The following is a 14,671-nucleotide window of genomic DNA, read 5'->3' on the forward strand; positions in this document are numbered from 1 at the left end:
TTGATCCTTATGTGCTGTGCTCTGGCTACGTCCGCAGCAGCGCGATGGTCAAGCGGCAAGTTGTCGCTTGAAAAGCGAAGAGCAGAGAGCTAAGTTTAGAATAATTCTAAAAAGGTGACAACAGATGTTTGGTTTATCCCTTTCGACCGGCAAGCGCTCCTTCGACAGCCTCAGCGAACAGGAGATTCTCGGCCTGGCCATCTCCTCGGAAGAGGATGATGCCCGCATCTACCTCGCCTATGCCGACCAGCTGCGCGCGACCGCGCCGCAATCGGCGAAGGTTTTCGAAGACATGGCCGAGGTGGAGCACACCCACCGCAACATGCTGATCGAGATGCATCGTGAGCGTTTCGGCGAGCGCATCCCGCTGATCCGCCGCGAGCATGTGCGTGGCTTCTACGATCGCAAGCCCGACTGGCTGCGCAAGAATTTGACGCTGGACCAGATCCGTACCGAGGCGGAGTTGATGGAACAGGGCGCCTATCGCTTCTACATGGCGGCCGCGCAGAAGACCTCCGATGCCGGTATCCGCAGGCTTTTGGGCGATCTGGCGCTGGCCGAGCAGGGTCACGAGGAGATCGCCGGCATGCTCGGCGAAAAACACGTGACCGAGGAGGCGAAGACCGAAGAGGACGAAGGCGCCCGCCGCCAGTTCATCCTGACTTATGTCCAGCCGGGTCTGGCCGGCCTGATGGACGGCTCGGTCTCGACGCTCGCGCCGATCTTCGCCGCCGCCTTCGCAACCGGCGATACGTGGTCCACCTTCCTCATCGGCCTTTCGGCCTCGGTCGGTGCCGGCATTTCCATGGGTTTCACCGAAGCAGCCCATGACGACGGCAAGCTCTCTGGTCGTGGTTCGCCAGTCAAGCGCGGTCTGGCCTCGGGCATCATGACGGCGCTCGGCGGCCTCGGCCACGCCCTGCCTTATCTGATCCCGCATTTCTGGACGGCGACGATCACGGCGGCCATCGTCGTCTTCTTCGAGCTCTGGGCCATCGCCTTCATCCAGAACCGCTACATGGAGACGCCCTTCTGGCGCGCCGCCATGCAGGTGGTGCTGGGCGGCTCGCTGGTTCTGGCTGCGGGTGTGCTGATCGGTCAAGGCTAAGCGGGTTAGGCGAGGCAGGGCGGCTTGACGACAGGGCGCCGGGCACTGTCATCTGGTGATCATCAAACCGGACTAGCAAGGCGCCATGAAATTCTCACCCGCCACCATCGGTCTGGGCGTGACCATGACCATCGGTTACGGGACGCTCTATTATTCCTTCTCCGTGCTCGCGCCCGAGATTGCCGGTGAGTTCGGCTGGAGCCGCAGTTTCGTCTTCGCTGTCTTCTCCTTCGGCCTGCTTGCGGGTGCGGTCGCCGCACCGATCGTCGGCCGTCTGGTGGATCGCCTCGGTGCGCGCCTCGTTCTCTGTATCGGGTCGGTCGCAGCGGCTGTTGCGCTGGCGCTCTTTGCTCTTATGCAGAATGTCTGGCACTTCGCCCTGATCACGCTCGCGGCGGAATTCATCGCGCTCGCGGTTCAATACGACGCCGGATTTGCAGCACTCGCCCAGAACCATGGCCGGGAAGCACGCGCCCACATCACGCTGGTCACGCTCATCGCCGGCTTCGCCTCGACCATCTACTGGCCGCTCCTCCAATGGCTGCTGACGGTGATGACCTGGCGCGACATCTATTTCGTGCTGGCGGCGATGAACCTGCTGATTGCCCTGCCGATCCATCTGGCTCTGCCGATGACCCGCATCGATGCCGCCGGCATCGTAAAGCCGGTGACCGATGCCGCAGTCGATGGTCTTCCCGGCGAACGGACCCGGCAGATGGTGCTGATGGCGGTCGCCTTTGCAGCCGGTGGCTTCGTCATCTCCGCGATCGGGGCTACGCTTCTCGTGCTGATGCGCGATCTGGGCTATGCGACAGGCATCGCGACCCTGGCCGGCAGCCTGATCGGGCCGAGCCAGGTGGCAGCGCGCCTGGTCGAATATGTCAGGCGCAATCTCTTCTCGCCGCCGTTGACGGCGCTCATCGCGGCGGCCGTCATGGCGCTGGGCATTGCCCTTCTGGCGGGATCACTGCTGATCCCGGCCACCGGCTTCGCGCTTGCTTTTGCGCTTTTCTACGGCGCAGGCCAGGGGCTGACATCGATCGTGCGCGGCGTGCTGCCGCTACATTACTTCGGGGTCCAGGGATATGGCCGGACGATGGGGATCCTGTCGGCGGTGCGCATCGTGGTCTCCGCAATCGCCCCGGTCTCGGTGATCTGGTTGAACGACGTGGCAGGACCCGCGGCGGCCCTTGCAAGCCTGGCACTCGCATCGCTGGCGGCGGTCCTCGCGACGCTTGCCCTAACGGCTGGTACCACGTCGAAGACGGCGCTGTAGCTTACTGCAGCGCGCCGACCAGAACGTCGGAGGTGCCGTTCTCGATGGTGACCCAACGACCGCTGTCCGTCGAGGACTGCCGCTTGAGAAACGTGTAGTGGGTTTCGTTCCAAAGCTTGACATCGTCGTTTAGGTTGTCGAGGACGAAATCGCCCGTCTGGCTGCGCACGGTCAAAACGGCATGACCCTCGCCATCAGGCTTGCGCACGACGGTGATGAGGAGGTCGGCGACGGAAAAGCCGGCTTCCATCAGCTTCTTGCGCTTGAGCAGGACGAAGTCTTCGCAGTCGCCCGCATCAACAGGATAGGCCCAAACTTCCTCGCGGCCATAGATCTGCTCGTCGGTCATCGGCACGATGGCGTGGTTAACCGAGGCATTGATGTCATGGATAATGCCCCAGCCGTGATCGGTGATCTTCGGCGGCGTGGTGGGGCGTGTCCGCATGGCGCATTCCTGCGGAAGCGACTTGCAGAATTCATAATGACCGATCGGCTGGGAGGTCACGTTGCCGGTCACCATCGAACGTGATGGCGACGGTGCCGAATAACCCGCATGAGCGGGCGCAAGCACCGCAGCAGCAATGATCAGCGCCTTGATGGCGCGTGAACCGTTCGTCATGAACCTGTCCCCTGTATCCTTAACAAAAGGTTAAGAGCGGCACAGGGTATGAGTCAACGTTGCGGCGTAGGAACGCCACCGCAATTCAGTCACTATGGTTAAAATGCGACAGTTCCAACCTGCCAGGCTCGCAGAGGCCGGTGGGCGGTGTAGGGGGTCGGGTCGCCCTATCAGAGCATGGACAGGATGGCCGCTTTCATCCGGGCGATGTCCTCGGGACGCGACAGCCGATGATCGCCGTCGCGCACCAGCGTCAGGACCACATCATCGAGCGGCAGGAACTCCATCAGCTTCAGCGCATGGCTGTACGGTACGTCAGGGTCTTTCATGCCTTGAAGGATATGAACAGGGCAGCCGGTCTCGATCAGGCCGGTCAGCACGCGGTTCGCCCGCCCATCCTCGATCAGTGCACGGGTGAAGATGTTCGGCTCCGGGCTGTATTCGGACGGTTCCTCGAAGAAGCCGCGCTCCTCAAGCGACCGCCGCTCGGCCTCGGTGAGGCTGGGTTCGATAAGTTCGGACGTGAAGTCGGGGGCGGGGGCAATCAGCACCAGGCCCGCCACCGTAAAGTTCAGTCCCTGCCGGCGCGCCTCCTGAATGACCCGCAGGGCAATCCAGCCGCCCATCGAGGAACCGATCAGAATGACCTGCCGGGCACCGGAGGCGGATATCACGGCGAGCGCTTCTTCCGTCCAGCGCGAGATTGTGCCGAGGGCGAAGTCACCGCCGGAGACGCCGTGGCCGGAATAGTCGAAGCGGATTGCCCCGATCCCGTGTTCCGCAGCGAGCGCGTCCATTTCGACCGCCTTGGTGCCCGACATGTCGGAGCGATAGCCACCGAGCCAGACCAGAACCGGCTTATCAGGCCCCGTCTGGGGCGGAGCAGAGCGCTCGATAATGCAGATCGATCGCGCCGAGGCGTCAGACCCGACGGTGATTGTCTTTTCGGCCAGGATGTTCGCGGGCTGGTTCATAAGGACCTCCGATTCGCTGCACGGCTGTAAATCACATTCAGGAAGTGACCGACAACAGGTGATTTTCTTCACGAGGCATGCTATTGACTCCGCCGACGCAAGTATCACATAGCCCTGTCACGCGTATGTGCGCGGGCCGGGCCTGCTCGCATATCGAAACAGTTCGAGGAGAATACGACCATTCGCAGACCGTTTAAGACCGATGCCCCCGTGAAGGACGGGCCGCGCTCCAACCGAGAAATTCGCATACCCAAGGTCCAGTTGATCAACGAAGAAGGCCAGAACCTCGGTGTCGTGCCGACGGATCAGGCGTTGCGTATGGCAGAAGAGGCCGGATTGGATCTGGTCGAGATTTCGCCGAATGCGGAGCCGCCGGTCTGCAAGATCCTCGATCTCGGCAAGCTGAAATACGCCAACCAGAAGAAGGCGGCGGAAGCGCGCAAGAAGCAGAAGATCGTCGAAGTCAAAGAAATCAAGATGCGCCCCAACATCGACACCCATGACTATGAGGTGAAGATGAAGGCGATGAACCGATTCTTCGAAGAAGGCGACAAGGTCAAGGTGACCCTGAAGTTCCGCGGCCGCGAAATGGCCCACCAGGAACTTGGCATGAAGCTTCTGCTTCAGGTCAAGGAAGACACGTTGACCATTGCCAAGGTCGAAGCCGAGCCGAAGCTCGAAGGCCGCCAGATGATGATGGTGCTCGCTCCGAAGTGAGCTGAGCCCACCGTCCGACCCGCTGATCGGGCCACAGATCAAAGCCGCCTTATGGGCGGCTTTTTTCATGCCAACTGTGCCGATCGGCTCTGCGCCTTGTTTTCCTGACAGAACGCTGACAGAAGCCGCAGGCTGTCTGTCAGCCAGATCGGTGCATGATCTCCTCACGAAGGCATATTTGTCTCTGGAGGAACTAGGAATGACGACCCTTGCCCGGCGTACCCTGCTCGTATCCGGCACGGCGGCACTCGCGCTTGCCATTCTTGCGCCCCTTGGTGCGGTGGCGCCAGCCTCTCTTTCCTCCCTCCTCAACCAAGAGGCCTTGGCGCGCGGCGGTAGTGATGATGGCGGCGGCGACAGCGGTGGCGACGACTCCGGCGGCGGATCGAGCCATGACGACAGTCACGATTCCTCCGACAATTCTTCCGACGATGACGGCCCGGACCATGATGCTGGCGATGACAATGGTGACGACGGAGCTGAGGACGATGGCGACGACGACACCGGCAAGGGCCGTGGCGGCAATCGGGACGAGATCCGTCTGATCGTTAACCAGGCGCAACTTCAGGGTCTGGTCAACGGGACGATGATACCGGTTGACCAGAATGGCGTGCGGCTCGCTTTCGAGATCGAGCAGGAACACGGAAAGACCGAGATAAAGTTGCGGGCGCCAAAGGGAACGCTCACGGGCGTGACGGTCATTCCTACTCCCTAATGTCCTATGAACGGCAATGGCCGGCCGCCGCAGGTTCATTGTCGTTTTACCCCGCCCGGCCCCCACCGGGCGGGGATTGCTCATTTGCCAGTTGGCGAGCCGATGTGGCCGCGCTAGGTTTGTCCTTTACCGAAATCGAGCCCGTGATGGATCGCCGACGTTTTCTGCTCATGCTTCTCTCCTCCACCTTCGTGACGGCACTTGCGCCGGCGCCGGATGCTGCCGCGAAGAGCGGCAGCGGTGGGAGTGGCAACGGCAGCAGCGGCAACAATGGTGGAGGAAGCGGTAACGGCAGCAGCGGTAGCGGAGGAAGTGGCAGCGGCAACGGCGGCAACGACAACAGCGGTAGCGGTAGCGGCAGTTCCGGGGGCGATGACGATTCCGGTGACGATGATGATAACGACGGCGATGATGATGGCGAAGATAGTGCCGGGGATGACAGTCCCGGCGGTTTGAGTTCGAGCCCGGATCATCAGCGTGCTCGAGATGCGGTGGGTCGGGGGCGCATCCGGCCTTTGCGCGAAATCCTGCAGCAGGTTGAAGACACGCATCAGGGGCGCGTTATCGCCGTCAATCTCAATCTTGACGCGCGCAATCCGTTCTACACCTTGAAGGTTCAGAGCGGAGCAAAGGTTCGGACCCTAAAATTCGATGCCGCGACGGGTCGGCGCCTGAACCTGTTCGGATGGTGAGCGATGCGAATCCTGCTGGCTGAAGACGACGCAACCATTGCCGAATTTACCCGCTCGAAGCTGGAGACAGAAGGCTTCGTCGTGCACCATCTGGCGACGGGACCGGACGTTTGGGCGGAAGGTGAAACCGGCGAATACGCCGCGATCGTACTCGATCTTGGTCTGCCGGGAATGGATGGCCTGTCGATTCTGAAGCGGTGGCGGGTATCCGGTGTCGAAACGCCGGTCTTGATCCTCACTGCGCGGGGTTCCTGGATGGAGCGGGTGGACGGTTTCGAGGCCGGTGCCGACGACTATCTGCCAAAACCGTTCCGCAGCGAAGAACTGCTGGCACGGTTGAAGGCGCTGCTTCGGCGCACCGGCGGTCGTGGGAAGACGACGGCGTCGGCCGGGGGTTTCGTGATCGACGATGCCGCCCGTCGCGTCACCTATGAAAACCGGCCGATCGAGCTGACGCCGCTCGAATATCGACTGCTGTCCATGCTGATCGCGGAGCCGAAACGGGTTTTCGATCCGCTGGAGATCGCGCGGCAGGTGCAGGGCCGCGACGACGATGCGGCTAAAAATGCCGTCGAAGCCATGATCGCTCGCATTCGTCGCAAGACCAACCCGCTCGCCATCGCGACCCGCCGCGGCTTCGGTTACACGCTGACGGACGACGGCGCATGATGCAATCGCTGCGTCTGCGGCTCGTGATAGGCGCCGTGCTGGCGATTGCCTTTGTGCTGCTGCTGGTCGGCTTCGGCCTCAGCCGTGTCTTTTCCACCTATGCAGCCGAACGCTATCGCTCCGATATGTCGGCGATCATGGACCAGCTCGCGGCGAGCATCGAGATCCGCAACGCTGACGCTGTGGTGACCGATGAACCGAGTGATCCGCGTTTCGGCCTCCCGGGGAGCGGCCTGTACTGGCAGGTTGTCCCGAAGGACGGCAAGGTCATCCGCTCGCGCTCGCTTTGGGATGTGGAGCTGTCGCTGGCTGCCTTGCATGATGGCCCCTATCGTTTTCGCGAGACGCTGGGGCCGGACGGCGCGCCCATCCTCGTCGACATCAGACAGATCGAGGTGGAGACAGGGCAAGGCAATCGTCCCTTCACGCTTCTTGCGGCCTTTGACCGCAAGGTGCTGGACGATGCGATTTCGCAGTATCACGGCTCGATGACCGGCATGCTGATCGCTACCGCCGCCGTTCTTCTTGCTGCGGCTTTCCTCCAGATCGGCATCGGCCTTGCACCGCTGTCGCGTCTTCAGGCAAACCTTGCTCGGGTGCGGGCAGGTTCGCTCGACCAGTTCGAGGGCGAAGGCCCGACGGAACTGAAGCCTTTGGTGCTCGAACTCAATCAACTGCTGAAGGAGCGCGAAACGGCTGTCGAAAGGGCCAGAGCGCGAGCGAGCGACCTTGCCCATGGCTTGAAGACCCCGCTCACCGTTCTGCTGCATGTGGCGGATGGCCTGCCGGGGCCTGAAAAGGCCATGATCCGCCAGCAGGTCGACCTCATCCGCCAGCGTTCAGACCGGCAGCTGCAATCGGCGCGCCTCGGTGTCGAACAGATGACGCAGACGGGGCTGGCGTCGCTGACCGGCAAGCTGGTTTCGGTGCTGAAGCCGGTTACCACCGCCCGCGGGATCGATTGGGATGTGCGGCTGGATGATCAATTGACGGCCGACATGGACCCGGCGGATCTGGCCGAGGCACTTGGCAATGTTCTCGACAATGCGACCCGCTTTGCCCGAGGTGTGATCCGCGTATCGGCCGCGCAAGACGAGGCGGCTGTCCGGCTTGTTGTCGAAGACGACGGGCCGGGTGTCGAGGAGGCAGGGCTGGCCGAGATTGCCGGGCGCGGGGTGCATCTGGGGGACGGCGAAGGGTCCGGTCTCGGACTGGCAATCAGCGCCGACGTTCTTGCTGCCTATGGCGGAGGCCTTTCCTTTGCTCGATCTGCCCTCGGCGGATTGAAGGTGACGCTGAGCATGCCGACGCGCACCTCGCGCAGGACCCGCTCCGTAAAAGAATAAACTGCTGCCCAGTTGCGCTTTTCCCCCTCCGCGGTTATAAGCGCCCGTCCGAACGGTCCGGCAGGGCATGCCGTGGCCGTTCTTTATGCTTGAAAACGGGCATTCGTCAGCCTGTTTCGATACAAGAACAATGGAGTAGCAAAATGCCCAAGATGAAGACGAAATCGGCTGCCAAGAAGCGGTTCAAGATCACCGCCACCGGCAAGGTCCTCGCAGCTGCCGCCGGCAAGCGCCACGGCATGATCAAGCGGTCCAACAAGTTCATTCGTGACGCCCGCGGCACGATGGTTCTGGCAGAACCGGATGGCAAGAAGGTCATCAAGAACTACCTGCCCAACGGTCTCTGAGACCAATTGCGCTTTTGGATCAATTAAGGAGATCATGACATGGCACGCGTAAAACGTGGCGTAACTTCCCGCGCCAAGCACAACAAGGTATTCAAGGCAGCCAAGGGCTTCTACGGCCGCCGCAAGAACACGATCCGCGCAGCCAAGGCTGCCGTCGATCGTTCGAAGGCATTCGCCTACCGCGACCGCAAGGTTAACAAGCGCAACTTCCGCGCTCTGTGGATCCAGCGTATCAACGCAGCCGTCCGCGAATTCGGCCTGACCTACGGCCGCTTCATCGACGGCCTGAACAAGGCTGGTATCGAAGTTGACCGCAAGGTTCTGTCCGACATGGCCATCCATGAGCCGGCCGCTTTCGCGAAGCTCGTAGACGCTTCGAAGAAGGCACTCGCCTACCTCAAGGACGCCGGCACGGCCAACGAGTTTGAAAGCGCGGTCAAGTAACCAGCGCTTCCCGAACGGTTGAATTATTGGGAAACCCGCGCTGGACCGCCAGCGCGGGTTTTTCCGTATGAAATGCGCGTATGACGTGACGCGCGGATGGGGTTTTCATGGCATATCCGGATGGGCCGGAAAGGACAGGCGGGCACGACATCGACCTCGGGAATGACGAGATCGGCGAGCTTCTGCGCGCGATCATGCAGAGCGACGGCCGCGTGCAGCGGTTGGAACTGGAAGGCCGGACCGTCTGGATCAAGCGCCAGGGCAGCAAGTCCCTGCCGCCGCTGGTGGCCTTGCAGGGCCTTTTCGCCGGACTGTTTCGCCTTCCCGTCCTTCGGCCGTCCCCGCAGCTCTCGCCCGAGGCCATGCAGGCCCGCGAGCTCGCCCGTATCCGCGCCTTTGCCGACGCCGGATTCCCGGTTCCCAAGATTGTCTATGCCTCGGCGACCGCCATGGTGATGTCCGATGTCGGTCCGACGATCGATCGTCGCATGAAAATGCTGAAGCGTACCGATCCGGCATCACACGATGCTCTGCTGGTCAAGGTGGCCGATGCCCTGGGCCGGGTGCATGCCGCAGGGCTCAGCCACGGCCGGCCGCATGTGCGCGACTTCTTCCTGGAGGAAGACGGGGTGGGCTTCATGGACTTCGAAGAGGATCCGGCCTCGGTCATGCCGCTCGCCGTGGCGCAGGCGCGGGACGTTCTCCTCTACTTCCTGGTGGTGACCGCGCTGGCCCTCAGCCCGGACACCACCTGTCCCGCCGCCTTGCAGGCCTGGCTCGCGCATGCGCCGAAAGCGGCCCGCGTCGAATTGGTCCGGTTGACGGCCCTGATCAGCCGAATTTTGCCGCTCGCACGGTTGATTGGCCGCCTGCACATGGGTAGTGATCTGCGACGCTTTATCATGGCAACGGAATTTCTGATGAGGGTCCCCCCGATTGCGGTGGATGGCCCGGGTATCGCCAAGGCAGGATGAGATGGTTGAACTAGACGCATTGAAGGCACAGCTGCTCACGGAGATCGGAGCAGCCGGCGACGAAGCCGCAATCGAGGCGGTGCGCGTGGCGGCCCTCGGCAAGAAGGGGTCCGTCTCGGAACTCCTGAAGACGCTCGGCACGATGACGCCGGAAGAGCGCCAGACGCGCGGTGCCGCGATCAACGCGCTGAAGAACGAGATCACCGATGAGATCACCACCCGCAAGGCGGCACTGAAGGATGCGGCGATCAACGCCCGCCTGAAGGCGGAGACGCTGGATGTCTCGCTTCCCGTGCGCTCGTCGCCGGCCGAGCGCGGCCGCATCCATCCGATCAGCCAGATCGTCGACGAGATCACCGCGATCTTCGCCGACATGGGCTTCTCGATCGCCGAAGGTCCCGATATCGAGACCGACTATTACAACTTCACGGCCCTGAACTTCCCGGAAGGCCACCCGGCCCGCGAAATGCACGACACCTTCTTCCTGCAGCCGGACGAGAAGGGTGAGCGCAAGGTGCTGCGCACGCACACCTCGCCGGTGCAGGTGCGCACCATGGAATTGCAGAAGCCGCCGATCCGTATCGTCATCCCCGGCAAGACCTATCGCCAGGACTCGGATGCCACGCATTCGCCGATGTTCCACCAGGTCGAGGGCCTCGTCATCGACAAGACGGCGAATGTCGGCCACATGCGCTGGATCCTGGAAGAGTTCTGCAAGGCCTTTTTCGAGGTCGACAGCGTCACCATGCGGTTCCGCCCGTCCTTCTTCCCGTTCACCGAGCCGAGCTTCGAGGTCGACATCCAGTGCGACCGCTCCTCGGGCCCGATCGTCAAGTTCGGCGAAGGCAAGGACTGGATGGAAATCCTCGGCTGCGGCATGGTTCACCCGAACGTGCTGCGATCAGGCGGCCTCGATCCGGACGAGTACCAGGGCTTCGCCTGGGGCATGGGCCTCGACCGCATCGCCATGCTGAAATACGGCATGCCGGACCTGCGCGACTTCTTCAACGCCGATGTCCGCTGGATGAGCCACTACGGCTTCCGCCCGCTGGATGTACCGACGCTGTTTGGCGGTCTGAGCAGTTAATCTGGGCTTGAGTGGCCGCAGTGACGGCCAGATGGAGGGGGCGGTTGGAGGCTGCCCCATCCCGGTGAATGAAGGCAATGCGACGTGATTGAACATCTCGACAACATGCGCCCGGTCGATCTGCTTTGCGATGACGACCTCTTGCATGTGGAACTGACGGACGGTCGTATCGTCAGCGTTCCGGTCTGGTGGTACCCGCCCCTGAAGGAGGCGCTGCCGGTGGAGCGGAACAACGTGGAATTCATGCCGTCGAGCATCCATTGGCCCGACATCGATCTCGATGTGACGGTGGTCAGCATGCTCCTCGGGAGACAGGCGTCGGGCGCGCGACCGCTGGACGCTTCGGGCAAGATGCAGATGGGAACGAGACAGTAGGATTAGGCCCTTCAGTTGAAGGATATTGTGGAAGGGGTGAGGTAATGCCGACGGTCCTTCGCAAGTATGGGTTCCGCTTCCATTTCTATGGGTTCGATATGGGTGAACCTCGGCATATCCATGTCACCGGGCACGGCGGCACGGCGAAAATCTGGCTCGAACCAATCGAACTGGTCGAGGCCAAGGGGTTTAATACCGCAGATCTGAGACGTATTATGGATGTCGTCGAGGATCACCACGGGCAGTTTGTGGAGGCATGGAATGAGTTCGCCAAGTCTGTATCCTGAAAACGAACGGCCGGTTGAGGCGTGGTGCGACCTTCACAATGTTCACGTGCGGCTCGCGGATGGACGTGAGGTGATCACTCCTTTGTGGTGGTATCCCAGCCTTTACGCAGCGACGCCCGCCCAGCGAAACAACATCGAGCTTATGCTGGCAGGTGTGCATTGGCCGGATGTCGATGAGGATCTGTCCATCCGGGGCATGCTGGCTGGCTGGAAATATCCGCAGGCCAAAGCGCCGGAGAAGGCGGCGTGACGGAATTTGAAACCGAGGAAATGCGTCCGGTAAAAGCATGGTGCACAAAAGACGAGGTGCATGTGACGCTTGCCGATGGGCGCACGATCTCCGCACCTCTCTGGTGGTACCCGTTTTTGTCTGGCCTCGATGAGCAGGGCTTGAACGAGATTGAGCTAATGTACGAAGGCATCTGGTGGACGAAGGTCGATGAGGGAATCTCGGTGAAAAGCATGTTTCTAGGTGTCAAGGCTCCCGGGGCCAAGGCACCCGACAAGGCGGCCTGATAGACGCGCAGACGATCGAAGACATCGCGACGGAATTTGGAATTTGCGCGGCTGGCGCATTGAGGAAGACGAGAAAGTCCAATGAAATTCACACTCTCCTGGCTGAAGGATCACCTGGAAACCGAGGCCTCGCTCGAGGAAATCTGCGAGCGGCTGACCGCCATCGGCCTTGAGGTCGAGGACGTCGACGACAAGGCTGCCTACAGGCCCTTCGTCATCGCCAAGATCCTGACGGCGGAAAAGCATCCGGAAGCCGATCGCCTCAAGGTCCTCACCGTCGATGCCGGTGACGGCAAGCCGGTGCAGATCGTCTGCGGTGCGCCGAATGCCCGCGCTGGCATGATCGGTGCCTTGGCGCGTCCGGGCACCTATGTGCCGGGCATCGATGTCACGCTGTCCGTTGGCAAGATCCGTGGTGTCGAGAGCCATGGCATGATGTGCTCCGAAAAGGAGCTCAACATCTCCGACGACCACAACGGCATCATCGACCTGCCCGAGGATGCGCCTGTTGGTACGTCTTTCGCCTCTTACGCTGGCCTCGACGATCCGGTCATCGAAATCAACCTGACGCCGAACCGTCCGGACTGCACCTCGGTCTTCGGCATCGCGCGGGATCTGGCTGCTTCCGGTTTGGGCAAGCTCAAGGCGCCTAAGGCGCCAGCCTTCAAGGTCGAGGGAGAAACCCCGCATCAGGTGAAGCTCGAGCTCGAAGACCATCTCTGCCCCGGCTTCGCCTATCGCCTCGTGCGCGGCGTGAAGAACGGCCCGAGCCCGAAATGGATGCAGCAGCGTCTGCTCTCGATCGGCCTTCGCCCGATCTCGGCGCTCGTCGACGTCACCAACTACATGACCTTCGACCAAGGCCGTCCGATGCATGTCTTCGACGCCGACAAGGTCAAGGGCGCGCTGGTCGTCCGTCGGGCGAAGGAGGGCGAGGAGATCCTCGCGCTCGACACCCGTACCTACAAGCTGAACCCGAACAATGTCGTCATCGCTGATGATAACGGCCCGGAATCGATCGGCGGCATCATGGGCGGCGAGCATTCGGGCTGCGATGACAACACCGTCAACGTGCTGATCGAGTCCGCGCTCTGGGATCCGATCAACATCGCCAAGACCGGCCGCGCCCATGGCATCATTACGGACGCACGCTACCGCTTCGAGCGTGGCGTTGATCCGGAATATATGGTGCCGGGCCTTGAGCGCACCACCGAGCTGGTGCTTGAGATGTGCGGTGGCACGGCAGCAGCAGCCAAGGTTGAGGGCTACAAGGGGCACCAGAAGAAGGTCGTCGATTTCCCCTATTCGGAAGTCAAGCGCCTGACGGGTCTGACCGTTTCCAACGCGGAGTCCCGCGAGATCCTGACGGCACTCGGTTTCGAGATTCTGTCAGGCGACGAGACGTCGGCCAAGGTCTCCGTTCCCTCCTGGCGTCCTGACGTCGATGGCAAGGCGGATCTGGTGGAAGAGGTCATGCGCATGTTCGGCGTCGACAAGATCAAGCCGGAACCGCTGCCGCCGACCGGCTCCGTCAACGGCAAGATCCTCACCACGCTGCAGATCCGCACGCGGTCTGCCCGCCGGGCGCTCGCCTCGCGCGGCATGCTGGAAGCGGTTACCTGGTCCTTCATCTCGGCCGAGCATGCCAAGCTCTTCGGCGGTGGCAGCGACAAGCTCAAGCTCGTCAACCCGATCGCGGCTGATATGTCCGACATGCGGCCCTCGCTGCTGCCGGGCCTGCTGACCGCTGCCCAGCGCAATGCCGACCGTGGTTATGGCGACGTCGCGATCTTCGAAGTCTCCGGCACCTATGAAGGCGACACGCCCGACACGCAGCGCCGCGTCGCCGGTGGCGTGCGTCGTGGCACGGCCTCGATCGCCGGTGCCGGCCGCATGTGGTCCAATCAGGCCAAGGGTGGCGGCAAGCCGGTCGACGTCTTCGACGCCAAGGCCGATGCACTCGCCGTGCTCGAAGCCTGCGGCATTCCCATGAGCAATGTCCAGATCGAGCAAGGCGGTCCGGAATGGTATCATCCCGGCCGCTCCGGCACGATCAAGGCCGGCCCGAAGGTCGTGCTCGGCACCTTCGGTGAATTCCACCCGAAGACGCTGGAAGCACTCGATGTCTCCGGCACGCTGTGCGGCTTCGAGATCTATGTCGATGCCCTGCCTGAGCCGAAGAAGAAGGCGACCCGCACCAAGCCCGCACTCGAGCTCTCGCCCTTCCAGATGGTGAAGCGCGACTTCGCCTTCGTCGTCGAAAAGGCGGTCGAAGCCGGTGCGATCATCAAGGCAGCGACGAGCGCCGACCGCAAGCTGATCACGGGCGTCAACGTCTTCGATATCTTCGAGGGTGCGTCCGTCGGCGAGGGCAAAAAGTCGGTGGCGATCGAAGTCTTGATCCAGCCGGCCGACAGGACGCTGACCGACGAGGATTTCGACGCGCTGACGAAGAAGATCGTCGGCAATGTCGAGAAGTCGACCGGTGGTGCGCTCCGCGCCTGATTAAAGAAAGAGAGCGAGCG

Annotated in this window: 18 protein-coding genes; 16 read left to right on the top strand and 2 right to left on the bottom strand. The window is 62.0% G+C overall.

All coding sequences use genetic code 11. The annotated features are described in order from the left end of the window. The first annotated feature begins 124 nt into the window (after window positions 1-124). The gene (gene mbfA, locus FJQ55_RS01180; protein ID WP_140825908.1) at window positions 125-1,108 is read left to right on the top strand and encodes an iron exporter MbfA; all 984 of its coding nucleotides are present in this window, start codon (window positions 125-127) and stop codon (window positions 1,106-1,108) included. An 85-nt stretch (window positions 1,109-1,193) separates the two neighbouring features. Continuing rightward, window positions 1,194-2,384 (top strand): MFS transporter, encoded by a 1,191-nt coding sequence (locus tag FJQ55_RS01185; protein ID WP_140825909.1) that lies wholly within the window; start codon window positions 1,194-1,196, stop codon window positions 2,382-2,384. 1 nt (window position 2,385) lies between these two features. On the opposite strand, the gene FJQ55_RS01190 is transcribed toward FJQ55_RS01185, so the two are convergent. Both FJQ55_RS01190 and FJQ55_RS01195 read right to left on the bottom strand, forming a co-directional pair. Next, complete coding sequence (locus FJQ55_RS01190) at window positions 2,386-3,003, bottom strand: transglutaminase-like cysteine peptidase (protein ID WP_140825910.1); 618 nt, start codon at window positions 3,001-3,003, stop codon at window positions 2,386-2,388. 170 nt (window positions 3,004-3,173) lie between these two features. Continuing rightward, the gene (locus FJQ55_RS01195) at window positions 3,174-3,977 is read right to left on the bottom strand and encodes an alpha/beta hydrolase (RefSeq protein ID WP_140825911.1); all 804 of its coding nucleotides are present in this window, start codon (window positions 3,975-3,977) and stop codon (window positions 3,174-3,176) included. 180 nt (window positions 3,978-4,157) lie between these two features. Here FJQ55_RS01195 and infC point away from each other — a divergent pair, with 180 nt between their 5' ends. The 14 genes from infC (at window position 4,158) to pheT (ending at window position 14,651) form a co-directional block, all read left to right on the top strand. After that, the gene (gene infC, locus FJQ55_RS01200; RefSeq protein WP_244474700.1) at window positions 4,158-4,694 is read left to right on the top strand and encodes a translation initiation factor IF-3; all 537 of its coding nucleotides are present in this window, start codon (window positions 4,158-4,160) and stop codon (window positions 4,692-4,694) included. Window positions 4,695-4,893: 199 nt separating this feature from the next. Continuing rightward, entirely contained in the window at window positions 4,894-5,409 is a 516-nt protein-coding gene (locus tag FJQ55_RS01205; protein ID WP_140825912.1) for a hypothetical protein, read from the top strand. Window positions 5,410-5,555: 146 nt separating this feature from the next. Then, window positions 5,556-6,101 (top strand): PepSY domain-containing protein, encoded by a 546-nt coding sequence (locus FJQ55_RS01210; protein ID WP_140825913.1) that lies wholly within the window; start codon window positions 5,556-5,558, stop codon window positions 6,099-6,101. 3 nt (window positions 6,102-6,104) lie between these two features. Beyond that, window positions 6,105-6,770, top strand: coding sequence for a response regulator transcription factor (locus FJQ55_RS01215; protein ID WP_140825914.1), 666 nt, complete (start codon window positions 6,105-6,107; stop codon window positions 6,768-6,770). After that, window positions 6,767-8,116 (top strand): sensor histidine kinase, encoded by a 1,350-nt coding sequence (locus tag FJQ55_RS01220; RefSeq protein ID WP_140825915.1) that lies wholly within the window; start codon window positions 6,767-6,769, stop codon window positions 8,114-8,116. Before FJQ55_RS01215 ends, FJQ55_RS01220 begins: the two co-directional genes overlap by 4 nt. A gap of 143 nt (window positions 8,117-8,259) precedes the next feature. Beyond that, window positions 8,260-8,463, top strand: a complete 204-nt coding sequence (gene rpmI, locus FJQ55_RS01225) for a 50S ribosomal protein L35 (protein WP_054151415.1) — start codon at window positions 8,260-8,262, stop codon at window positions 8,461-8,463. Between the two features lie 39 nt (window positions 8,464-8,502). Continuing rightward, window positions 8,503-8,907: a 50S ribosomal protein L20 gene (rplT, locus tag FJQ55_RS01230; protein WP_140825916.1), complete on the top strand. Its 405-nt coding sequence runs from the start codon at window positions 8,503-8,505 to the stop codon at window positions 8,905-8,907. A 107-nt stretch (window positions 8,908-9,014) separates the two neighbouring features. Beyond that, window positions 9,015-9,881 carry a lipopolysaccharide kinase InaA family protein gene (locus FJQ55_RS01235; RefSeq protein WP_140825917.1) on the top strand — a complete coding sequence of 289 codons (867 nt, stop codon included), beginning with the start codon at window positions 9,015-9,017 and terminating at the stop codon, window positions 9,879-9,881. A 1-nt stretch (window position 9,882) separates the two neighbouring features. Continuing rightward, entirely contained in the window at window positions 9,883-10,968 is a 1,086-nt protein-coding gene (gene pheS / locus FJQ55_RS01240; RefSeq protein WP_140825918.1) for a phenylalanine--tRNA ligase subunit alpha, read from the top strand. An 84-nt stretch (window positions 10,969-11,052) separates the two neighbouring features. Continuing rightward, the gene (locus tag FJQ55_RS01245; protein WP_140825919.1) at window positions 11,053-11,343 is read left to right on the top strand and encodes a DUF2442 domain-containing protein; all 291 of its coding nucleotides are present in this window, start codon (window positions 11,053-11,055) and stop codon (window positions 11,341-11,343) included. 44 nt (window positions 11,344-11,387) lie between these two features. After that, complete coding sequence (locus tag FJQ55_RS01250) at window positions 11,388-11,630, top strand: DUF4160 domain-containing protein (RefSeq protein ID WP_140825920.1); 243 nt, start codon at window positions 11,388-11,390, stop codon at window positions 11,628-11,630. Next, on the top strand, window positions 11,605-11,880 hold the full coding sequence (locus FJQ55_RS01255) for a DUF2442 domain-containing protein (protein ID WP_140825921.1): 276 nt from the start codon (window positions 11,605-11,607) through the stop codon (window positions 11,878-11,880). Before FJQ55_RS01250 ends, FJQ55_RS01255 begins: the two co-directional genes overlap by 26 nt. After that, on the top strand, window positions 11,877-12,146 hold the full coding sequence (locus FJQ55_RS01260; protein ID WP_246084996.1) for a DUF2442 domain-containing protein: 270 nt from the start codon (window positions 11,877-11,879) through the stop codon (window positions 12,144-12,146). The genes FJQ55_RS01255 and FJQ55_RS01260 overlap by 4 nt, the downstream gene beginning before the upstream one ends. A gap of 81 nt (window positions 12,147-12,227) precedes the next feature. Beyond that, window positions 12,228-14,651, top strand: a complete 2,424-nt coding sequence (gene pheT, locus FJQ55_RS01265) for a phenylalanine--tRNA ligase subunit beta (RefSeq protein ID WP_140825922.1) — start codon at window positions 12,228-12,230, stop codon at window positions 14,649-14,651. Window positions 14,652-14,671: the final 20 nt, after the last annotated feature.

Origin of the sequence: Rhizobium glycinendophyticum (genome assembly GCF_006443685.1) — a bacterium.
In the GTDB taxonomy this organism is placed as follows: domain Bacteria; phylum Pseudomonadota; class Alphaproteobacteria; order Rhizobiales; family Rhizobiaceae; genus Allorhizobium; species Allorhizobium glycinendophyticum.